Consider the following 17,629-nt stretch of genomic DNA (forward strand, 5'->3'; position numbering starts at 1 on the left):
GCTCCTATTTCAAGCGCAGCCGCGATGTCCGAAATCCAGTTCTACCCGCTACCTGATGAATGTCGCCCATTGCTGGGCAAGTTCTACCGCGAGCACCAGTCGTCAATGCGCGCTGCCAGCAAGGGCCAGGCCTGGGTTGCAAAACGGGCAGAAATCATCGGTGCGTTGTGCCTGACGCCTGTCGCAGAGGGGCATTGGCTGACCGGGCTGTTCGTCGCGCCGGCGGCTCGCGGGCAAGCAGTGGCGCAGGGCCTGATCGAAGCGGCATTGCAACCGCTGAACGGGCCGGTGTGGCTGTTCTGCCATCCGGACCTGCTGGGCTTTTATCAACGTTCAGGGTTCGCGACGGCCCGGCGTCTGCCACAGGCCCTGGGTGAACGGTTCATGCGTTACAGCCGCAGCAAGCCGCTGATCGCACTGTGCCGCGAAACCTGATGGCGTCGCAGCACAACACGACGATCACTCGTCGGCGTTGGGGTCCATGTCCGGAAACATCACGTCCATGAAGCCGAATTTGCTGAAATCGGTGATGCGCGACGGGTAAAGCCGACCGATCAGGTGGTCGCATTCATGCTGAACGACCCGCGCGTGAAAACCGTGGGCAACACGCTCGATGGGCTGGCCCTGAGGATCGAAGCCTTCGTAACGAATGCTCTGATAACGGTCCACCATGCCGCGCAGGCCGGGCACTGAGAGGCAGCCTTCCCAGCCCTCTTCCAGCGTCGGGCTCAATGGGGTAATCAGCGGGTTGATCAGGATCGTCTGCGGGACCGCCTCGGCCTGCGGATAGCGCTCGTTGCGCTCGAAACCAAAAATCACCAGTTGCAGATCAACGCCGATCTGCGGCGCCGCCAGGCCAACACCGCCGACGCTGTGCATGGTTTCGAACATGTCGGCAATCAGCGTATCGAGCTCGCTGCTGCCGAACATCTCTGCGGGTACCGGAGGGGCGATGCGCAACAAGCGCTCATCGCCCATCTTCAGGATTTTGTGGATCATGACTGCGTGTCTCTTGCCGACTTAAAAAGCGATCTTGCCACACAACACGATCAGGCTTCGTCCGCCTTCTGCAACGGCACCGAATGGTCGCGGCCCAGACCGGAGACATGCTGCTTGACTGTCTCGCTGCTCTCTTCGCCGCCGTCACCGGCTTCCTTCTCGCCTGCGTCCTTGCCTTCGGCGGACATGTGCTCGATCACCGCATTCATTTCCGCACCCAGCAACAGCACCGCCGCGGAAATATAGAAATACAGTAACAGCACGATGATCGCGCCGATGCTGCCGTACATGGCGTTGTAGTCGGCAAAGGTCTTGACGTAAAAACCGAAGGCCAGGGAAGCGACGATCCACACCACCACGGCCAGCACCGAGCCTGGGGTGATAAAGCGAAACTCCTGTTTGACGTCAGGCATCACGTAATAGATCAGCGCCACGGCGACCATCAGCAGGATAATGATCGCGGGCCAGCGCAGGATGGTCCACAGCGTGACGATGAAGTCTTCCATGCCGATCTGCGCGGCAATCCAGTTCATGACCTGCGGCCCCAGCACCATGAAGGCGGCTGCCGCCAGTAACATGCCAGCAATGCCTACGGTGTAGAGAATCGACAGCGGCAGGCGTTTCCAGATAGGACGCCCTTCGACCACGTCATACGCTGCGTTCATGGCGCTCATCATCAGGCGCACACCCGCTGACGCGGTCCACAAGGCGATGACGATACCGATCGACAGCAAGCCGCCCTTGGACTGCTGCAACTGGTCGATGACCGGGTTGACCTGCTCGAGCGCCTGCGGCGGCAAGAGAAACTCCGACTGCAGTCGCAACCAGGAAAAAAAGTCCGGCAGATGCAGAAAGCCGATCAACGCGATCAGAAACAGCAGGAACGGGAACAGAGAAAACAACATCTGGTAAGCCAGCGCCGAGGCATAGGTGGACATCTCGTCATCGAGGAACTCGTTGACGGTTCTCACCAGCACTTTGCCGACTTTCAATTTACGCAAATGGGGGAAAATCATGGCGCTTCCTCTCGCTCCCTTACTGGAAAACCTTACATCCTGAAAACCGGCATGTCATAGATGACGTGTCGCGTTGACGAACCGATACGCGAATACCGATGGCACATTGACTGGACAGGCCATGAAAGGTTTCAGTCCCGCAGAGCAGAAAGCATAACGGCCATCCGTGGATGACCGTTATCGGTAAACCTGCCCCGGCGCCAGGGCGCCGGGAACAATCGACTCAAGCCTTGTCCACGCCCTTCTTGATCGCGTCCTTGACCTTGCCTACGGTCTGCTGGCCTTCGCCTTTCAGCTCTTGTACCTTGCCTTCAGCCTGAAGTTTGTCATTGTCGGTAGCCTTGCCAACAGCCTGCTTGACGTTACCAACTGCTTCGTTGGCCATACCTTTGGCTTTATCGCTGGTGCTGCTCATCGAAAATCTCCTGGGTCTGAAGACCGCGCTGGAATCGGACGTCGTACTCGACAGAAGATTGACCTGTGCCGGTGGCCAAGAGTTTCAACTATTTTCCAGGCCACTCGTCTGCCGAGCATTTGGGCAGGTTTGCGGCAGAGTTTGTGCGAGAATGCGCGCCACCGTTGTCCGGCAGGGCCGACACGCTGAACACACCGATTCACAGGAACGTTATGAAACTCGATAAAAAGCTGGCCATTGCACGCAGAAACCAGGATCTGGGTGGCGCAGTGCTGGGCGTCAACAACACGCATTTCGCCGTGCTGGACCACAAAAGAAACATCTGGTGGTTCGACCTGCCTGTCCCGCGCCTGCAAGTAGGCCAGTACGAGTGGCTGCACCTGCTGCTGCACACGCCTGAAACCGACCAGTTACTGCATTTGAAAGTGACCACGGTATTCATGCGCGATCACATGGAAGGCCTTGAAGTGCGCAATGCCGACAAGCGCAAACCGACCGTCAGCCTGGAGCTGAGCGCCGACAAGGACTCTTTCCTCAAGGACATGCGCCCCAAGGGCAGCAACCTGAGTTTTGCCGGCTTCCTGCAGAAGTAGCGGTAAACCCGCCACCAGATTCGCGCACTGCGCCGGGTGAGCGTTGCGAGCAGCCAACCCTCACCCGGCACACCGCTTCAGGCAAATCGACGTACCGCCAGATAGCCCGCCGTACCGGCCAGCGCCGACACCACCGTGCCCCACGCATGATCCACCAGCGCCAGCTGCGCCGGCCAGCCCTGCAAGGTGGCCCAGTTGGTCAGGTCATAGGTGCCATAGGCAATCAGCCCCAGCAGACCGCTGCACAATGTCGCATGGCTCAGTCGTTGCACTCTGAGCGCAGGCATGACGCCGAAAAACACCACCCCCGCCCCATACAGCAGATAAAACGCGATGGCAGGTCCTAATACGGGCGTATCGAGCATCAGCGGTCCGAGCCATTCACGGTAGGTCGGCCCCATCAACACGCCCAGCCACAGTCCGTCGAGGATCAGAAACGCCAGCAATGTGCCGAAGTAAGCGATCAGTATTCTTTTCATGGCGCGTCCTTGATCAAGTTTCAGGGCCGGGAAAGCCCGCTTGAGGGTATGACCGACCAAAGGTAGACATTGATCCATCCAACTTCAGGACTTTTAAAAGGTGAAGGGAGTCAGTGTTAACGAGCGTTATGGAGTTTCAAGCACATGAACACTGTTGGTCCCCTGAAAATAGATGTCTGGAGCGACTACGTCTGCCCGTTCTGCTACCTGCAACTGGCCGTCCTGGAACAGCTTCAGCAAACCTACGGTGAGCGGCTCGAATTTAACTGGCATGCCTTTGAACTGCGCCCTGACCCATTGGCACTGCTCGACCCGAGTGCTGATTATCTGCGTGAAACCTGGTCACGATCTGTACTGCCGATGGCCGACAGGCGTCAGGTGATGATGAAGATGCCCAGCGTTCAGCCGCGCAGCCGCAAGGTTCTGGAAGCCGCAGTCTTTGCCAGGAATGCAGGAGGTTTTGAAGCGTTTCACAAAGAGGCTTACCGGGCGTTCTTCGAAAAGGGGCTGGATATCAGCGAGACGCACACGCTGCTCGAGCTGGCCACCACCACCGGACTGGATCGGCAAGCGATGGAGCAGGCACTCAATGCCGGTCATTTTGAAAAGGCCGTGTTGGACGACCGGCAACTGGCACAGAAGCTTGGGTTGAGAGCGGTGCCGGTCGTGCTGCTGCGACGCAGCGACGAGGCGCTGGAAGACGCGCGGGTATTCAACGGCACCTTGCCGTTTGAGCGCCTGAGCCAGGAAATAGACGCGCTCGCCACTTGGGCCTGAGGCATCGCGAGCTGCATTGACTGCAGCTCACATCAATTGCCGCTCAGGCACCCAGGCTGCGACGTGTTGTCAGACCAGCTCGATACGGTCGGCGTGAATCACGATCTGGCCCTGCTTGTACAACGCACCAATGGCCTTTTTGAAGTTGCCCTTGCTGACGCCAAACAGGCCGCTGATGACCTGCGGATCACTTTTATCGCTGACCGGCAGCGTGCCGTTGTTCTCGCGCAGCTTGGTGAGAATCTTCGAGTTCAGGCTGCTCGCGGCCTCTGCACCGACGGGTTGCAGGCTCAGGCTGATATTGCCGTCGCTGCGAATTTCCTTGATGTAACCCTTTTCCTGCTTGCCGGCGCGCATGAACTTGAACACTTCGTTCTTGTGAATCAGGCCCCAGTGCTTGTTGTTGATGATCGCCTTGAAGCCCATGTCGGTCGCTTCAGCCACCAGCAGATCGACTTCCTGGCCCACGCTGTAGTTGGCGGGAGTCTTGTCCAGGTAGCGATCCAGACGCGCAGTCGCGGTAATGCGCCGTGTGTGTTTGTCGAGGTAGACGTGAACCACGCAGTAATCACCGGCCTGCAAGGTGCGCTTCTCTTCGGAGTACGGCAGCAACAGGTCCTTGGGCAGGCCCCAGTCAAGGAATACACCGATGCTGTTGACTTCAACCACCTTCAGGCTGGCGAACTCACCGACCTGCACCTTGGGTTTTTCAGTGGTGGCGAGCAGCTTGTCTTCGCTGTCCAGATAGATGAACACATTGAGCCAGTCCTCATCTTCCGTAGGAACGTCCTTGGGGATGTACCGATTGGGCAGCAGGATTTCACCATCCTGCGCACCGTCCAGATACAGACCGAAGTTCGTGTGCTTGACGATTTGCAAGCTGTTGTAACGCCCGATTAAAGCCATTTCCAGATACCCTCATTACGTGGGCGGCATTCTACCCGACTTTGAGTCCGGGTTCGCGTTGCGTGGCCGAAGGTGTCGATACAGCCTCCACTCGTCAGTTTCCCCGATCCCCGTCGATCGACCTTGCTGCACTGCGGCGCAGCGCCACGTCGAAATTTTGTATCTGAAAACAGGCGCTTAGCGGCTTCCGGAATAAATTCGCCAAGCCACCGAGTGCAGGTTCGGCTCGGGCGAATGCCATATTCACCAAGCAATAATCAAGCGTTTCCTGTACTCTGGCTGGCCGTATTACGTTTATGAAGGTAAATGGCAGCCATGCGTATCAAAGCATCCCACTCGAAAGCCAAACCCGCCCCAGCCGTTGAAACGAGCGACTCGATCAACGCGCAGATTGCAGCTTTCCTGAAGTCCGGCGGTGAAATCCAGCAAATTGCCAAAGGCGTGAGTGGCCAGACCTTCGCACCGTCCAAGCAGATCAATCTCGGTAAAAAGTAAAACCGCGTCCTGCCTGTCGATCTCTACGCGCCTTGACGCTCAAGGCGCTAGATTGACCATCCTTCGCTGGATATTCTTCCGGTCACGCTGCTACTCTCTCCTCTGATATCACTATGACCACGAGCTGGATCACGCTCTGGACGTTATCTTCTTTGTGGAATGCTCGAATGAAGAACTGGATGCTTTTCGGTGCACTTGTCTACCTTGGCGGCTGCGCGTCGCAGCACTGCGAAAACGGCCCCAACGACAGTCAGCTCACCGACAGCCCTTGCCGGGCGGAGCATCTGCTCTATCAGAACGACATGCTGCAGGCCAAACTGCTGATCAGCGAAGACAACCGCGAAAACTATGAGCTGGCCGAAGCCATGCTGCGCCGTGCCGCACTTGACGACGCGTCGGGCGAAGCCGAGTTCTATCAGGCTGTATTGCTGATTCGCCAGCAGGCCGACCAAAAGCAGATCATCGATTTGCTGCAAACCGCCGCGAAACACAAGCATCCACTGGCCATCGCCCTGCTCTCCCAGCAACTGAGTGTCAGCGATCCAAAGCTTGCCGAACGTTATCAGTCTGAATACGCCCAACTGGACGTCGCCAAGAGTGGCTACCCGTCGTTTGAGCAGGCGCTGGTGGTGATTCGAGGGCTGATCATCCCGTCTGCGCGCACCACTGCGGCCAACTGACACACGACGGATCGACGAACGGTCCGCCCCGAGCTCATTTCAACGGTATGCTTGCGAGGCTCTAGCTCGCGGCTTGTGTCGGCTCCTGAGCCATTTTCGATACGCCATCCCTGACCACACTCCTCGCAGATCAAGGAGTGAGCCATGCTCAGCCATCGCTTACACGTGCTGTCTTTCAGCGCCATGCTTGTTTGTCAGTCCGTCTCTGCCCAGGTTCTGGAGCGGGATCTGGGCGACTTCGACCTGAAACTCGCCACCACGCCTACGCGCAGCATGGCCCAGGGTCTGGTGACGCCCACCGGCGGTTCCGGGTCCTTTCATGGCGGCATGGACCTGACCCACGAAAGCGGTTTCTACTTCGGGCAGTGGGCGCCCAACATGGGCCTGGCCTCCGATACCGGGATGGAGCTCGACTCCTACATGGGCTTCAAGAAGCCCTTCGATAACACCCTTGGCTACGAGCTGGGGATGATTCGTTACAGTTACCCCGACACCAGCCAGATCGACAGCCACGAGTTCTATGCCGGCCTGCGCATGCGCGACAGCCGGATCGGCGCGGCCTTCAGCAACGATGTCGGCACCCGCGACAGTACGGTATTCGTCGATCTGGGCGCCATCGAGCAACTCGGCGTCGGCGTGCGCATGCAGTACGCCAATCACCAGTTCGATACCCCGCAGTCCGCCGCCGACGGCGGGTTGATCAACGGCTTCAACGACTGGTCGCTGAACCTGTCACGCCCCTGGCTGGGCATCGACATGAACCTCATCTATAGCGGCTCAAGCCTGAGCGGCGGCGATTGCAGCGTCTACAGCGGCCACAACGCACGCTGTGACGGGACGTTCACCCTTAAAGCGGTGCGTTCATTCTTTTAAAGGCCCAAACCGGTTGAACTGCCAGACGCTACACTCCTCTACTGCACGTCAGTACGCCAAGGAGATGTCATGCAGTCTTTATTCAAAGCATTCGTCACACTGTTGATGACCGTTGCACTGCTCGCAGGATGCAATCAGGTAGGACTGGCGTACCGCAACCTCGACGTGATCATTCCGTGGACGCTCAGCGACTACCTGGACATGAATTCGGAACAGAAAGGCTGGCTGGACGTGCGCCTCAAGCAACACTTGAGCTGGCACTGCAGCACCCAGCTGCCGGAGTACCTGACCTGGCTGGACAAGCTCGAGGACATGGTCAAGACCGATCAGGTGACCTACGAAGGGCTGCAGGCTCGTACCAGCGAAGCCAAAGAAGCAATCGCCAAGATCTCGAAGGAAATCACGCCCTCTGCGGTAGAGTTGCTGTCGCGCTTTGACGACAAGCAGGTGCAGGAGATGCAGGAGTCGTTCGCCAAGGATCAGCGCAAGCGCGAGAACAAATACCTCGACCAGCCACTGGAACGTCAGATCGCAGAGCGCGCCGACCGTATGCAGAAACGTGTGACGCCGTGGGTCGGCAAGCTCAATCAGGCGCAGAAAGACCGCATTCAGGCCTGGTCTGCATCGCTCGGCGAACAGAACAAGGCGTGGATCGAGAACCGTACGCGGTGGCAGAACCTGTTTCTGGCCACGGTCCAGCAGCGTCAGGCCAGCGACTTCCCGCAACGCATCGCCGCGTTGCTGCAGGACCGCGAGACGTTCTGGACCCCTGAATACCGCAAGGCCTACGACCAGACCGAGAAGGCCGCGATATCGCTGATCGTCGACATCACCGCCCTGAGCACCCCGGAACAACGCGCCAAACTGCTGAGCCGCATCGCCGACATGCGCAAGGACTTCACCGACCTGGATTGCCTGAAGTCGCAGCAGAAGTGATCCGATAGCCCTCTTACCACACCTATCGTGCCCATGCTCCGCGTGGGTATGCCGTTCCGGACGCTCTGCGTCCTGCCTTGAGGGCGCGGCGCGGCGCAGAATCGTGACGCAGAGCGTCACCCAATGCATTCCCACGCGGAGCGTGAGGAACGATCGGTATCTACCGTGCCCAAGCCTTTCCGCTATCGTACCCATGCTCTGCGTGGGTATGCCGTTCCGGACGCTCTGCGTCCTGCCTTGAGTGCGCGGCGCGGCGCAGAATCATGACGCGGAGCGTCACCCAATGCATTCCCACGCTGGAGCGTGAGGAACGATGGTCATCTCAGCACAACTATGACTATCGTACCCATGCTCCGCCTGGGTGTGCCGTTCTGGACGCTCTGCTTCCTGCCTTGCGCACGCGGGCGCGGCGCAGAATCGTGACGCAGAGCGTCACCCAAGGCATTCCCACGCTGGAGCGTGAGGAACGATGGTCATCTCAGCACAACCATGACTATCGTGCCCGCGCTCCGCATGGGTATGCCGTTCTGGACGCTCTGCCTCCTGCCTTGAGTGCGCGGACAGCTCTCTGACTATCGTACCCATGCTCCGCGTGGGTATGCCGTTCTATGCGATCTGGGGCTTTTTGGCGATGATGTCGAAGAGCGCGGGGTCAAGCGGGTCGCCGGCCTGCTCATTGAGGACCTGACGTGGGTGATCATCCCCCGGAATGCTGCTATCGATCAAAGCCAGCAGGCTCGCGCCGCGCTTTGTCAGCATGTAGGTCGAGCCATCTCCGCCTTCCTCGCGAGGACGCGGTTCGATGTAGCTGCGATTGAGCAGCGTCTCGAATTCCGTGGATGTCGATGGGCTGCGGTTGTTCTGCACATCGTGCAGCAAACGCTCGATAAGGTCCCATTTGTAAGTCATGTCTATACACCTCCGTCCAGCATGGAATGATCACCCATGACCTCCAGCCACGGGCATGCGACTCAAAGGGTGTGACCTGCGAGGTGAATGACGGTTCAGAGAAGCTGGCGGACGGTGTAACGAGGCGTTATCAGTACTGTAAAGAGATTGATCGCTCCCGAATGCTCGGGAGCGATCACGGCAATCACTCGGCAGCCGGGGCCGGGGTGCTGCGTTTTTTCAGCGGGGCCATGCCGTCCTGGCTGACCAGGTCAGACTTGGGACGGTTGACCGTCTTGCGTTTGGTCGGCCCTTTGGCCGCGACCTTCTTCTTGTCGCCCTTGGCGTCGGTCTTTTTCTTCTTGACGCCGACTGCCTTGCCGGAGGCCTTGACCTTCTTCGGCCCGCCGTAGGTGCCTTTGACTTCCTTGATGACGCGACGCTCGAAGCTCTGCTTGAGATAGCGCTCCACGCTCGACATCAGGTTCCAGTCGCCATGACAGATCAGCGAGATCGCCAGGCCGTCGCTGCCTGCCCGGCCGGTACGCCCGACGCGGTGGACGTAGTCATCGCCGCTGCGTGGCATGTCGAAGTTGATCACCATGTCCAGACCTTCGACATCAAGGCCACGAGCCGCCACATCGGTGGCAACCATGATTTTCGCGCCGCCCTGCTTGAGACGGTCGATGGCCGCCTTGCGGTCCTTCTGGTCCTTGTCGCCGTGCAGCACGAACGCCTTGTATTCCAGCGCTACCAGGCGGCCATACAAACGGTCAGCCATGGCCTTGGTGTTGGTGAAGATAATGGCTTTCTGGTAGGTCTCGTTAGCCAGCAGCCAATTGAGAACCTGCTCTTTGTGCACATTGTGATCAGCAGTGATGATCTGGTGGCGTGTGCCGGAAGCCAGCTCGCTGACGCTGTTGACTTGCAGGTGCTGTGGATCCTTGAGCACCTTGCCGATCATTTCCCGCAGGCCAGCGCCGCCGGTGGTCGCCGAGAACAGCATGGTCTGCTCACGACCGGCACATTCGCCGGCCAGACGCTCGACGTCTTCGGAGAAGCCCATGTCCAGCATGCGGTCGGCTTCGTCCAGTACCAGCACTTCAACGTGCTTGAGGTCCAGGTTGCCTGCGTTCAACTGCTCCAGCAGGCGACCCGGCGTGCCGATCAGAATGTCCGGCACCTTGCGCAGCATCGCGGCCTGAACCTTGAAGTCCTCGCCACCGGTGATCAAACCGGCCTTGACGAAAGTGAACTGCGAGAAGCGCTCGACTTCCTTGAGCGTCTGCTGAGCCAGCTCACGGGTTGGCAGCAGGATCACCGCACGGATGTCGACACGGACCTTGGCCGGGCCGATCAGACGATTGAGGATCGGCAGCACAAATGCGGCGGTCTTGCCGCTACCGGTTTGCGCAGTCACCCGCAGGTCGCGCCCTTGCAGTGCGAGCGGAATGGCGGCCGCCTGCACAGGCGTAGGCTCGACAAATTTAAGCTCGGCCACAGCTTTGAGCAGGCGTTCGTGCAGGGCGAATTCGGAAAACACGGGTGCTACCTCGACGAAAAACAAAAATACAGCTGCATAGCGTAACGGTTTCGAGCGCCGGGGCCGAGTTTCTTTACCACCAAAGGCCGATTTTGTTTACCAACGGGCGGATAACGGCCATTCGAAACGCTGCAAAACCATTGAGCGCCGTCACGACACCGGCAGCAGCACATCGACCACCAGACCGCCGCCCGGCCGATTGCGTGCGGCGATCTGCCCGCCGTGCATTTCGATAGCCCGCAGGGCGATGGCCAGGCCCAGGCCAAAGCCCTGCGCGGCATTCTCCGGGCCGCGCTCGAAGGGCTGGAAAATCCGTTGCAGGCACGCCTCGTCCACACCTGGCCCCTGATCGATGACATTGACCATCAGGCACAGCGGCTGGGCCTGAACGTTGGCGACCACCACCACATCCGTGCCGACCGCCGTGTGGCGAACGGCATTGCGGATCACGTTTTCGAAGGCCCGGTAGAGCAGTTCGCTGTCGACCTGTGCGACGAAAGACCCGGGAGCCTGCAGCCTGACCCGACACTGCTTCAGTCCGGCCTCGAATTCGGCATCTTCGACGATGGCCGCCAGCAGGCTGATGACATCGACCTTTTCCCGCGTCAGGCTTTCGACATCGCTCTGCATGCGCGCCAGGGTCAGCAATTCTTCGATCAGTGAGTCCATGCGCTCCGATTCGCGCTCGATGCGTTCGAGCATGTCCAGTTGGCTCGGCTCCTGGCGCAACAGGCCGATGGCGGCGCTCATGCGCGTCAGCGGCGAACGCAGTTCATGGGAAATGTCATGCAACAGTTGTTGCTGAGAGTCGGCCATGACCTTGAGCTGATTGGCCATGCGGTCGCAATCCTCGGCAAGGTCGACGATTTCATCGCGCCGCCGGCCCATGTCGGGTTTTACCCGTGTGTCGAAACGGCCTCTGGCGACCTTGCCCATCGCCTCCCGCAATTTCATCAGCGGCGCCACCAGATAGCTGCTGAGAAACCAGCTGAACAGCGCACTCATGACCGTGCCGGTGATCAGCGGATTGAGGTGAGAGGGTTGATCGTCATGGTTGGGGCGCTGGGTAGAGCGGATGTGCACGAGTGCACCTTCGCGTGTGTGCACAGCCAGTTCGAAGCGAGGATTCTCCAGCGCCTCGCCCGCCAGCAGCAGACCCTGGTTGTCGTATAGCCCGACCCTGCCTTGCCCCTCCGGCTGCCAGGTATCGAGCAACGCCCGCCCTGCGGCAATGCCCGAGCGCTGCAAAATGCGCACTTCGTTATCGAGCACCGTGCTGAACGAAGGATCGCCCCGCCCTGACTGGGTGAACATGAACAGGCCGGCACCGACCATGAAGGTCAGGCTGGTCGCCAGCCAGAATGCCAGGAACAGCTTCCAGAACAACCGGTTCGGCCTCATGGCGTGATCAACATGTAGCCCAGATTGCGCACGCTCTGTATCCAGCTCTGGTTATCGTTGCGCGGACCGAGCTTGTGGCGAATGCTGCTGATGTGCACATCGATACTGCGATCGTAGCGAGCCAGCGGCCGTCCCAGCGCGTTCATCGACAGGTTCTGCTTGCTGACCAGTTGCCCGGCATGCCGCGCCAGCTCTTCGAGCAGGCAGAACTCGTTGCCGGTCAGTTCAAGCGTCGCGCCCTGCCAGCGCGCTTCACGCTTGCCTGGCCAGAGCATCAGCTCTCCGGCCTGAATCACATCCCGGACCGCATCGACTACCGACACCGCACGCACCCGGCGCATGATCGCCCGCAGACGCGCTACCAGTTCACCCGGCGAGCTGGGCTTGGGCACGTAATCGTCGGCGCCCAGTTCCAGCCCGGAAATACGGTCGATATTGTCGCCGCGGGCGGTCAGCAGAATAACCGGCACCTGGCTTTGCGCACGGATCCGCCGCAGCACTTCGATCCCGGAGATGCGCGGCATCATGATGTCCAGCACGACGATGTCGTGACGCCCGGACAAGGCTTCAATCTCGCCCTCTTCAGCGCTGTTGGTGCAGGTCACGTCGAAGCTTTCACGGGTCAGGTACTGGCTGAGCATTTCCGTCAGTTCCCGGTCATCGTCGACAAGCAATACGGAAGTCATGGCAGGCCCTTGATTGGTGGTTGCCGATTATCCCGACGCTGCTGCGGCGTGTCAGCCGGGCTCGATGATCTTTACCTAACCTTACACGGCGTTAACCGTCCCCAACATGCCCTCGCCCTATGCTGCGCAGCCAACAGCGCCCGCCGGACCGGCCCTTTCTGGCGTGTCATCGGCAGCGCTCAAATGCCTTTGTCGCAGCTTTCTGGAAAGGGTTTGATGATTTCTTCGCGTCTGCTTCTATCGTTCTGCCTGTTAATCAGCGTCCCGCTGGCACACGCCGACACTTTTTCCATCTCGGACATCCGCGTCAACGGCCTGCAACGCGTATCAGCCGGCAGCGTATTCGCTGCGCTGCCGCTCAATGTCGGCGATCAGGCCGATGAGCAGCGCCTGGCCGACGCGTCGCGCTCACTGTTCAAGACCGGTTTCTTTCAGGACATCAACGTTGCACGCGATGGCAATGTGCTGGTGATCAATGTAGTCGAACGTCCCTCTATCGCCAGTATCGAGATTGTCGGCAACAAGGTCATCAGCACCGACGACCTGATGAAGGGGCTCAAGCAGTCGGGGCTCAGTGAAGGCGAGATATTCCAGCGCGCCACGCTGGAGGGCGTGCGCAATGAACTGCAACGCCAATATGTCTCCCAGGGCCGCTACAGTGCCTCGGTCGATACCCAGGCGCTGCCTGCACCACGTAATCGCATCGCCCTGAAAATCACCATCGACGAAGGCACGGTGGCGTCGATCCAGCACATCAATGTGGTCGGCAACACAGTGTTCTCCGATGAACAACTGGCCGACCAGTTTCAGCTCAAGACCAGTAACTGGCTGTCGTTTTTCAAGAACGATGACAAGTACGCCCGCGAAAAACTCTCCGGCGACCTGGAGCGACTGCGCTCCTGGTACCTGGACCGTGGCTACATCAACATGGATATAAATTCGACGCAGGTGTCGCTGACGCCTGACAAGAAAGGCGTGTTCATTACCGTCAATATCACCGAAGGCGACCGCTATACCGTGGGCAGCGTCAAGCTGGGCGGCGACCTGAAAGTGCCGAAGGACCAGCTCGAACAACTGATTCTGGTCAAACCGGGCCAGGTGTTTTCACGCAAGGTCATGACTGACAGCAGCAACCTGATCACCCGCCGTCTAGGCAACGATGGCTACACATTCGCCAACGTCAACGGCTTGCCGAAAGCCAACGTTGCCGATCACACCGTTGATATCAGTTTCGTGGTCGACCCCGGCAAGCGCGCCTACGCCAACCGCATCAACTTTCGCGGCAACACCAAGACTGCCGATGAGGTGCTGCGCCGTGAAATGCGCCAGATGGAAGGCGGCTGGGCATCAACCTACCTGATCGACCAGTCGAAGGTGCGCCTCGAGCGTCTCGGTTTCTTCAAGGAAGTGAACGTCGAAACGCCAGCGGTCCCCGGCACCGACGATCAGGTCGACATCAACTACGCCGTCGAAGAACAGGCCTCGGGCAACATCACCGCCAGCGTGGGCTTTTCGCAAAGCGCCGGGCTGATACTCGGCGGCTCCATCTCGCAGAACAACATCCTCGGCACCGGCAACTTCGCCAGCCTCGGCATGACCCGCTCCGAGTACCAGACCAAGTACAACTTCGCGTTCACCAACCCGTACTTCACGCCTGACGGGGTGAGCCTGGGCTACAACGTTTTCTACAATGCGACCGACTACAGCAAGTATTACGACGATGACGACGAGGTCTCGTACTACTCGCTCAACAGCGTGGGCGCCGGGGTCAACCTCGGCTATCCGATCAGCGAAACATCGCGCCTGACCTACGGGCTGTCGATCCAGCGTGACACCCTCGACCCCGGCAGCTACAGCGCTGACGAGATCTATGACTTCATCGAGCGCGAGGGTGATGCGTTCACCAACCTCAAGGCCAGCGTCGGCTGGTCGGAATCGACCCTCAACAAGGGCGTGCTGGCCACCCGCGGTCACTCGCAAAGCCTGACCCTGACCAGCACCGTGCCGGGCAGTGACCTGCAGTTCTACAAACTCGACTACAACGGCCAGACCTTCCTGCCGCTCAGCGACACCACCTCGCTGCGCCTGCATACCAAACTGGGCTACGGCAACGGCTACGGCGATACCGACGGCCTGCCCTTCTACGAAAACTATACGGCGGGCGGCCAGGCCACGGTGCGCGGCTTCAAGGACGGCACGCTGGGGCCACGCAATACCCCGGCCACCGGCGCCTACGCCAGTCAGGGGCAGATCTACTATTCCGACCGCGACACTGAAGCCCTGGGCGGCAACATCCTGATCTCCGGCGGCATGGAATACCTGTTCCCGATGCCCTTCGTCAAAGACCAGAAATCCCTGCGCACCTCGCTGTTCTGGGACTTCGGCACGGTTTACGCCGACAAGTGCTACCTGACCACCACGCAGAACTGCGGCAACATCAATATCGACCAGATGGCCAGCTCGGTCGGCGTCGGCGTGACCTGGTACTCGCCGCTCGGCCCCCTGAGCTTCGACCTCGCCGTGCCGATCAAAAAGCCCGAAGACGCCGAGACCCAAGTGTTCCAGTTCTCGCTGGGCCAGACCTTTTGAGGCGGACCTTTTACAGCATGAACAAGGCGGTCTTTACCCAGCATTACCTGGCCCGGACCGCGCTTTACATCCCGTCGTTGAATACTGCCTGCACTACTCATCAGGTCAGGAGTTGTTACATGAGCCGCGAAGTCAGACAGATCACCCCCGATGTGCAGGAAATCATCCAGCACGCCTTGCGCTCACTGCTGGGCAAAGGCTTCGTCATCGCGCTGTTCGGCAGCGAAGATGCAACCGGGACCATGCACTACCACCTGCGCATCGACCACGACGCCACGGGGCTGGGCATCGAGCATCACGACCACGTCGAAGACGGCTTCATCGACGACATCTTCATGCTCGCCACCCGCATGAAAGCCATGCTAAAGCAACGCGAAACTCTGTCTCGCATGCACGGCGGCAGCCAGGCGACGGGCCAGGTGCGGCTACTGACCTGGATCACCGAGGACAACAGCCAGACGGTCATGCAAACCGCCGAGGCTGCGGGGCGCGAGTGTTTAAGTGCGTTGCGCGAGCGCAGGCTGCGGGCTTGAGTCATAGGCGCCGCACGGCTTAATCGATGGCCGCGACCATCAGTTCTCGCAGCCACCTGTGAGCCGGATCGCGGTGCAAACGCTCTGGCCACAGCATGAGCATTTCAAACCCGGGAATCGAAAGCGGCGGTTCCTGAACCACGAGCGTCGGCTGATTGCGCACCAGCCGTTCAGGCACTACCGCAACCAGGTCGCTGCAGGTCAGTGCAGACACCAGCGAACCGAAATGCGGAGCCGACAACACCACCCGCCGGCTTAACCCCAGCGCCGCCAGAGCCTGATCGGTGCTTCCAGCGAAGCCGCCGCCGTTGGGAGACATGACCGCATGCTCCAGCTCACAGAAACGTGTCAGCGACACAGGTTGCGCGAGATCCGGATGATCATGCCGGGCAGCAAGCACATAACGCTCATGAATCAACGATCGCTGGCGCAGCTTGGGCGGTGCCTCGTCGCGGGTGTGCAACGCCAGATCCAGTCGACCGCTTTCAAGATCCGCGGCCAGGCTGACCGGGTGCTTGTTCAGCATGGCCAGACGTGTGCCCGGAGCACTGTTGCGCAACCTGCCGAGCGACGGCCATATCAATGCGATGGTCGCGTAGTCGCTGGCAGCCACACGCCAGGTGTGATCGGCCGTTGCCGGATCGAAATCCCGGCCGGGCAGCAAAGCTGACTCCAGCGCTGCAAGTGCCTGACGGAGTGGTTCGCGCAGTTCTTCAGCCCGCGCAGTCGGGGTCATGCCCCGCGGTCCCGGCAGCAACAATGGATCCTCCAGCACCTGCCTCAGCCTGCCCAATTGCAGGCTGACGGTGGGCTGGGTCAGGTTCAGCCGATGCGCCGCGCGGGTCACGTTCTGCTCCGAGAGCAATGCATCCAGCGTGACCAGCAGATTGAGGTCGATACGTCGCAAGGTATTATTCATGCACATACCCAGTGTTTGGGAGATTGATTTCCAGCATACCCGAGCGAGTCTGTAGCGTTGCGTCATTACAGACAAACCGGAGCCCCTCATGAACGTACTTATTGTCTACGCCCATCCTGAACCGCGCTCGCTGAACGGGTCGTTGAAAGACTTCGCCGTCGATCATCTGCAGAACAACGGCCATCAGGTGCAGGTGTCCGACCTTTACCAGATGGGCTGGAAGCCGATCATCGACGCCAACGATGCACCCGGTCTCGAGAGCAGCAGCCGCTTTGACCCTGCCCTTGAGTCGCAACGCGTATTTGCCGCCGGTATTCAGCCGCCGGACATCGAGGCCGAACAGGCCAAACTACTCTGGGCAGACGCCGTCATATTTCAGTTTCCGCTCTGGTGGTTTTCGATGCCCGCGATCATGAAAGGCTGGATAGAGCGGGTATACGCCTGTGGTTTCGCCTACGGCGTGGGCGAGCACAGCGACCAGCACTGGGGTGATCGCTACGGTGAAGGGACGCTGGCAGGCAAGCGCGCCATGCTGGTGGTGACCATGGGCGGCTGGGAGTCCCATTACAGCGAGCGTGGCGTAAACGGGGCGCTGAACGATGTGCTCTTTCCTATGCAGCACGGCATCCTGTTCTATCCAGGCTTCGATGTGCTCGCGCCCTTCCCCGTGTACCGGGCAGGCAAAGTGGACAGCGCAACCTTTGCGCGGATTTGCGCCGACTACGGCAACCGCCTGGATACCCTGTTCACCCTTGAGCCCTTGCCATTTCGCAGGCAGAACGACGGCGACTACGAGATCCCGGCACTGACCTTGCGTCCTGAGCTTGCAGCGGGTCGGCAGGGACTGGGCATTCACCTGCGCGATCAGTGACTGATAACGAAAAGGCCCTGCTTGTGCAGG

The 17,629-nt window shown here is 59.7% G+C and carries 20 protein-coding genes; 10 read left to right on the forward strand and 10 right to left on the reverse strand.

What is annotated here, in order from left to right; translation table 11 throughout:
- The first annotated feature begins 24 nt into the window (after positions 1–24).
- The gene (locus tag AC54XV_RS19710) at positions 25–435 is read left to right on the forward strand and encodes a GNAT family N-acetyltransferase (protein WP_024642220.1); all 411 of its coding nucleotides are present in this window, start codon (positions 25–27) and stop codon (positions 433–435) included.
- A gap of 24 nt (positions 436–459) precedes the next feature.
- Here AC54XV_RS19710 and def read toward each other — a convergent pair whose 3' ends face one another.
- The 3 genes from def to AC54XV_RS19725 form a co-directional block, all read right to left on the reverse strand.
- Positions 460–999 (reverse strand): peptide deformylase, encoded by a 540-nt coding sequence (def, locus tag AC54XV_RS19715; protein WP_003402497.1) that lies wholly within the window; start codon positions 997–999, stop codon positions 460–462.
- Between the two features lie 50 nt (positions 1,000–1,049).
- Positions 1,050–2,015, reverse strand: coding sequence for a YihY/virulence factor BrkB family protein (locus tag AC54XV_RS19720; protein ID WP_011268643.1), 966 nt, complete (start codon positions 2,013–2,015; stop codon positions 1,050–1,052).
- Between the two features lie 223 nt (positions 2,016–2,238).
- On the reverse strand, positions 2,239–2,430 hold the full coding sequence (locus AC54XV_RS19725) for a CsbD family protein (RefSeq protein ID WP_003402493.1): 192 nt from the start codon (positions 2,428–2,430) through the stop codon (positions 2,239–2,241).
- A 212-nt stretch (positions 2,431–2,642) separates the two neighbouring features.
- On the opposite strand from AC54XV_RS19725, the gene AC54XV_RS19730 reads away from it, so the two are divergent.
- Positions 2,643–3,023, forward strand: coding sequence for a hypothetical protein (locus AC54XV_RS19730; RefSeq protein ID WP_003363371.1), 381 nt, complete (start codon positions 2,643–2,645; stop codon positions 3,021–3,023).
- A gap of 77 nt (positions 3,024–3,100) precedes the next feature.
- Here the strand turns inward: AC54XV_RS19730 and AC54XV_RS19735 are convergent, their stop codons facing one another.
- A complete protein-coding gene (locus AC54XV_RS19735; protein WP_011268644.1) occupies positions 3,101–3,502 on the reverse strand; it encodes a DUF2177 family protein in 402 nt (133 codons plus the stop codon).
- 144 nt (positions 3,503–3,646) lie between these two features.
- On the opposite strand from AC54XV_RS19735, the gene AC54XV_RS19740 reads away from it, so the two are divergent.
- Positions 3,647–4,279: a DsbA family protein gene (locus tag AC54XV_RS19740; protein ID WP_011268645.1), complete on the forward strand. Its 633-nt coding sequence runs from the start codon at positions 3,647–3,649 to the stop codon at positions 4,277–4,279.
- Between the two features lie 69 nt (positions 4,280–4,348).
- On the opposite strand, the gene AC54XV_RS19745 is transcribed toward AC54XV_RS19740, so the two are convergent.
- A complete protein-coding gene (locus tag AC54XV_RS19745; RefSeq protein ID WP_011268646.1) occupies positions 4,349–5,185 on the reverse strand; it encodes a CvfB family protein in 837 nt (278 codons plus the stop codon).
- A 306-nt stretch (positions 5,186–5,491) separates the two neighbouring features.
- Between AC54XV_RS19745 and AC54XV_RS19750 the strand changes: the two genes are divergently transcribed.
- The 4 genes from AC54XV_RS19750 to AC54XV_RS19765 all read left to right on the forward strand — a co-directional run bounded on the left by AC54XV_RS19750 (position 5,492) and on the right by AC54XV_RS19765 (position 8,169).
- Positions 5,492–5,680 carry a PFL_1563 family small protein gene (locus AC54XV_RS19750; RefSeq protein ID WP_002554403.1) on the forward strand — a complete coding sequence of 63 codons (189 nt, stop codon included), beginning with the start codon at positions 5,492–5,494 and terminating at the stop codon, positions 5,678–5,680.
- A gap of 167 nt (positions 5,681–5,847) precedes the next feature.
- Complete coding sequence (locus tag AC54XV_RS19755) at positions 5,848–6,360, forward strand: hypothetical protein (RefSeq protein ID WP_057458049.1); 513 nt, start codon at positions 5,848–5,850, stop codon at positions 6,358–6,360.
- A gap of 144 nt (positions 6,361–6,504) precedes the next feature.
- Positions 6,505–7,233, forward strand: coding sequence for a TorF family putative porin (locus AC54XV_RS19760; RefSeq protein WP_011268648.1), 729 nt, complete (start codon positions 6,505–6,507; stop codon positions 7,231–7,233).
- A gap of 69 nt (positions 7,234–7,302) precedes the next feature.
- Positions 7,303–8,169 carry a DUF6279 family lipoprotein gene (locus AC54XV_RS19765; RefSeq protein ID WP_003402482.1) on the forward strand — a complete coding sequence of 289 codons (867 nt, stop codon included), beginning with the start codon at positions 7,303–7,305 and terminating at the stop codon, positions 8,167–8,169.
- 606 nt (positions 8,170–8,775) lie between these two features.
- Here the strand turns inward: AC54XV_RS19765 and AC54XV_RS19770 are convergent.
- The 4 genes from AC54XV_RS19770 to AC54XV_RS19785 all read right to left on the reverse strand — a co-directional run bounded on the left by AC54XV_RS19770 (position 8,776) and on the right by AC54XV_RS19785 (position 12,687).
- Positions 8,776–9,078 (reverse strand): hypothetical protein, encoded by a 303-nt coding sequence (locus AC54XV_RS19770; RefSeq protein WP_003402479.1) that lies wholly within the window; start codon positions 9,076–9,078, stop codon positions 8,776–8,778.
- Positions 9,079–9,262: 184 nt separating this feature from the next.
- A complete protein-coding gene (locus AC54XV_RS19775) occupies positions 9,263–10,600 on the reverse strand; it encodes a DEAD/DEAH box helicase (protein ID WP_003402477.1) in 1,338 nt (445 codons plus the stop codon).
- A 150-nt stretch (positions 10,601–10,750) separates the two neighbouring features.
- Positions 10,751–11,986: a HAMP domain-containing sensor histidine kinase gene (locus AC54XV_RS19780; RefSeq protein WP_024660173.1), complete on the reverse strand. Its 1,236-nt coding sequence runs from the start codon at positions 11,984–11,986 to the stop codon at positions 10,751–10,753.
- Positions 11,987–11,997: 11 nt separating this feature from the next.
- Entirely contained in the window at positions 11,998–12,687 is a 690-nt protein-coding gene (locus AC54XV_RS19785; protein WP_024638938.1) for a response regulator transcription factor, read from the reverse strand.
- A 216-nt stretch (positions 12,688–12,903) separates the two neighbouring features.
- On the opposite strand from AC54XV_RS19785, the gene bamA reads away from it, so the two are divergent.
- Both bamA and AC54XV_RS19795 read left to right on the forward strand, forming a co-directional pair.
- The gene (gene bamA / locus AC54XV_RS19790; RefSeq protein WP_159372292.1) at positions 12,904–15,276 is read left to right on the forward strand and encodes an outer membrane protein assembly factor BamA; all 2,373 of its coding nucleotides are present in this window, start codon (positions 12,904–12,906) and stop codon (positions 15,274–15,276) included.
- A gap of 119 nt (positions 15,277–15,395) precedes the next feature.
- Positions 15,396–15,809, forward strand: coding sequence for a hypothetical protein (locus AC54XV_RS19795; protein WP_024659750.1), 414 nt, complete (start codon positions 15,396–15,398; stop codon positions 15,807–15,809).
- A 19-nt stretch (positions 15,810–15,828) separates the two neighbouring features.
- On the opposite strand, the gene AC54XV_RS19800 is transcribed toward AC54XV_RS19795, so the two are convergent.
- The gene (locus AC54XV_RS19800; protein ID WP_024650581.1) at positions 15,829–16,728 is read right to left on the reverse strand and encodes a LysR family transcriptional regulator; all 900 of its coding nucleotides are present in this window, start codon (positions 16,726–16,728) and stop codon (positions 15,829–15,831) included.
- An 88-nt stretch (positions 16,729–16,816) separates the two neighbouring features.
- Between AC54XV_RS19800 and AC54XV_RS19805 the strand changes: the two genes are divergently transcribed.
- Positions 16,817–17,599: an NAD(P)H-dependent oxidoreductase gene (locus AC54XV_RS19805; RefSeq protein ID WP_496717173.1), complete on the forward strand. Its 783-nt coding sequence runs from the start codon at positions 16,817–16,819 to the stop codon at positions 17,597–17,599.
- Positions 17,600–17,629 lie beyond the last annotated feature (30 nt).

The organism is Pseudomonas fragariae (ex Marin et al. 2024) (genome assembly GCF_059621105.1).